Source organism: Novosphingobium panipatense, assembly GCF_900182875.1.
In the GTDB taxonomy this organism is placed as follows: Bacteria; Pseudomonadota; Alphaproteobacteria; order Sphingomonadales; family Sphingomonadaceae; genus Novosphingobium; species Novosphingobium panipatense.
The window spans coordinates 1-2648 of the sequence record NZ_FXUI01000045.1; the positions used below are offsets into that span (position 1 = coordinate 1).

The 2648-nt window shown below is 66.2% G+C and carries 2 protein-coding genes; both read left to right on the forward strand.

The features are described 5' to 3' along the window. The first annotated feature begins 202 nt into the window (after nucleotides 1–202). Nucleotides 203–1705 carry an IS21 family transposase gene (istA, locus tag QOL62_RS19620; RefSeq protein ID WP_417629203.1) on the forward strand — a complete coding sequence of 501 codons (1503 nt, stop codon included), beginning with the start codon at nucleotides 203–205 and terminating at the stop codon, nucleotides 1703–1705. Next, nucleotides 1702–2547 (forward strand): IS21-like element helper ATPase IstB, encoded by an 846-nt coding sequence (istB, locus tag QOL62_RS19625; RefSeq protein ID WP_283407297.1) that lies wholly within the window; start codon nucleotides 1702–1704, stop codon nucleotides 2545–2547. The genes istA and istB overlap by 4 nt, the downstream gene beginning before the upstream one ends. Nucleotides 2548–2648 lie beyond the last annotated feature (101 nt).

The following is a 2648-nucleotide window of genomic DNA, read 5'->3' on the forward strand; positions in this document are numbered from 1 at the left end:
TGCCGCGCGACAAACAGGATGAGAGCGCAGCGTCAATCAGGATGAGAATCGGGTGTTGGGGTGTCGGCGGAGGGCGGAGGGCGTAGCCCGAGGCCCGTAGACGGCACCCCAACACCCGATGGCCCTTCGTCAAAGAGGCCGCTGATGGTCGAGGCCGGCCCGATATTCACGAGCATTTTCCGGGTTGAGGGAGATGCCGTGGGTGCCGGGTTGCCACGTCAACGATCATCAGATGAGGTTCTTCATGAAGCTTCGACAGACCAACAGCATCGCGGTGGCGGCCGCGAAGGCGGGGTTCAGCACGGCGACCGGCTATCGGATCGCCGGGGATCCGATGCTCCCTTCGCAGCGTGGCACGCCGCGCGAGCGGCGCCGGCCCGATCCGCTTGCCGACATCTTCGAGCAGGAGGTCGTGCCGCTCCTCAAGGCTGGGCCGGGCTTGCGGGCCGTGGCGATCTTCGAGGAGATGCGCCGGCGCCACCCCGATCTCGATCCGGGGATCAGGCGCACGCTGGAGCGGCGCATCCGCTCCTGGCGCGCGATCCATGGCCCCGAGCAGGAGGTGATCTTCCGTCAGACACACGAGCCAGGCAGGCTCGGCCTGTCGGATTTTACCGAGATGGGAGAGTTGGGCGTATTGGTAGCCGGACAGCCGCTCGACCATCGCCTCTATCACTTCCGGTTGATCTGGTCGGGCTTCGAGCACGCCCATGTCATCCTGGGCGGCGAGAGCTTCGTCGCGCTTGCCGAAGGACTGCAAAACGCGCTGTGGGCGCTGGGTGGTGCACCCGGCGAACACCGCAGCGACAGTCTGTCGGCCGCGTTCCGCAATCTCGAGGCCGGGGCCAGGGCGGATCTCACCACCCGCTACGACGCGCTATGTGAGCATTACGGCATGACGCCGACGCGCAACAATCGGGGCATCGCGCACGAGAATGGCGGTATCGAGAGCGCGCACGGGCATCTCAAGGCGGCGATCCGCGATGCGCTCCTGCTGCGCGGGTCGCGCGACTTCGACGATCTTGCGGCCTATCGCCGCTTCATCGACGAGATCGTGGCGACCAAGAACCGGCGCAATGGCGCCCGCATCGACGCCGAGCGCGCCGCCCTGCAGCCGCTGCCCGACCGGCGCACCAGCGACTACGAGGAGACGATCGTCACGATCACATCGACCAGCAGCTTCACGTTGAGGAAAGTCTTCTACACCGTGCCGTCACGGCTGATCGGTCACCGCCTGCGGGTCCGGCTCTACGATGACCGGCTCGACCTGTTCATCGGCGGCACCCATCTGATGACGCTGCAGCGCGGTCGTTCGCTGCCCAATGGCGCACACGGCCATGTTGTCGATTACCGGCATGTGATCCACAGCCTGCGGCGCAAGCCGATGGCGCTGATGAAGCTGGTCTATCGCAACCAGTTGTTCCCGCGCGAGGCTTACGCCCGCACCTTCGAGCGGCTGATCGAGGCGCTGCCTGACCGCACCGCCTGCCGGTTGATGGTCGACCTGCTCAGCCTGGCGCACGAGCGCGGCTGCGAGGCCGAACTGGCCGACATGCTCGGCGCTGAACTCGCCGCCGGCCGTCTGCCCGACATCGCCGCGCTGCGGGAGCGCTTCGCCCCCGACCCGGCGACGCTGCCCGAGGTGGTCGTCGAACTCGCGCCGCTGACTATCTACGATGATCTGCTGCTGGGAGAAGCCGCATGACCAAGGCGCCTCACGCCATCGACGCCCAGCGGCTCAGCCTCATCCTCAACGACCTTCGCCTGCCCGCGATCAAGCTGGTCTGGGGCGACTTCGCCGCCCGCGCGGACAAGGAAGGCTGGCCAGGCGCCCGGTTGATCGCCGCGCTCGCCGAGCACGAGATCGCCGAACGCGACCGGCGCCGGATCGAACGGCATCTCTCGGAAGCACGCCTGCCACCGGGCAAGACCCTCGACAGCTTCGCCTTCGACGCCGTGCCAATGATCAGCCGGGCACAGGTCACCGCGATGTGCTCGGGCGATGGCTGGCTCGAGAAGGGCGCCAATCTGATCCTGTTCGGCCCGCCCGGCGGCGGCAAAAGCCATCTCGCCGCAGCCATTGGCCTGGCGCTCATCGAGAATGGCTGGCGCGTGCTGTTCGCGCGCACCTCCGACCTCGTCCAGAAGCTTCAGGTCGCGCGCCGCGAGCTCGCGCTCGAAGCCGCCATCGCCAAGCTCGACAAGTATCACCTGCTGATCCTCGACGATCTCGCCTATGTCACCAAGGACCAAGCCGAAACCTCGGTCCTGTTCGAACTGATCAGCGCCCGCTACGAACGCCGTTCGATGCTGATCACCGCCAACCAGCCCTTCGGCGAATGGAACCGCGTCTTCCCCGATCCCGCCATGACGCTCGCCGCCGTCGATCGCTTGGTCCACCACGCCACCATCTTCGAAATGAACGTCGAGAGCTACCGCCGGCGCTCCGCCCTCCAGCGACAATCACGCGCCGGAAGACCACCAACCTACGCGACCATCAAAACCGTCGAGGAAATGTCGCCCCGCGACAATCAGACCGCCGAATAGGTCTTGCCAGCGACAATCCGAACAGGCACTCACGGCAGCGCCGCGACAATCTGTTCTCATCCTGATTGACGCGCGCCTCTCATCCAGATCGTCGCGCTATA

Bases quoted from the DNA above. Each gene is read 5' to 3' on its own strand.
- istB (WP_283407297.1), top strand. From the start codon at position 1,702: ATGACCAAGGCGCCTCACGCCATCGACGCCCAGCGGCTCAGCCTCATC.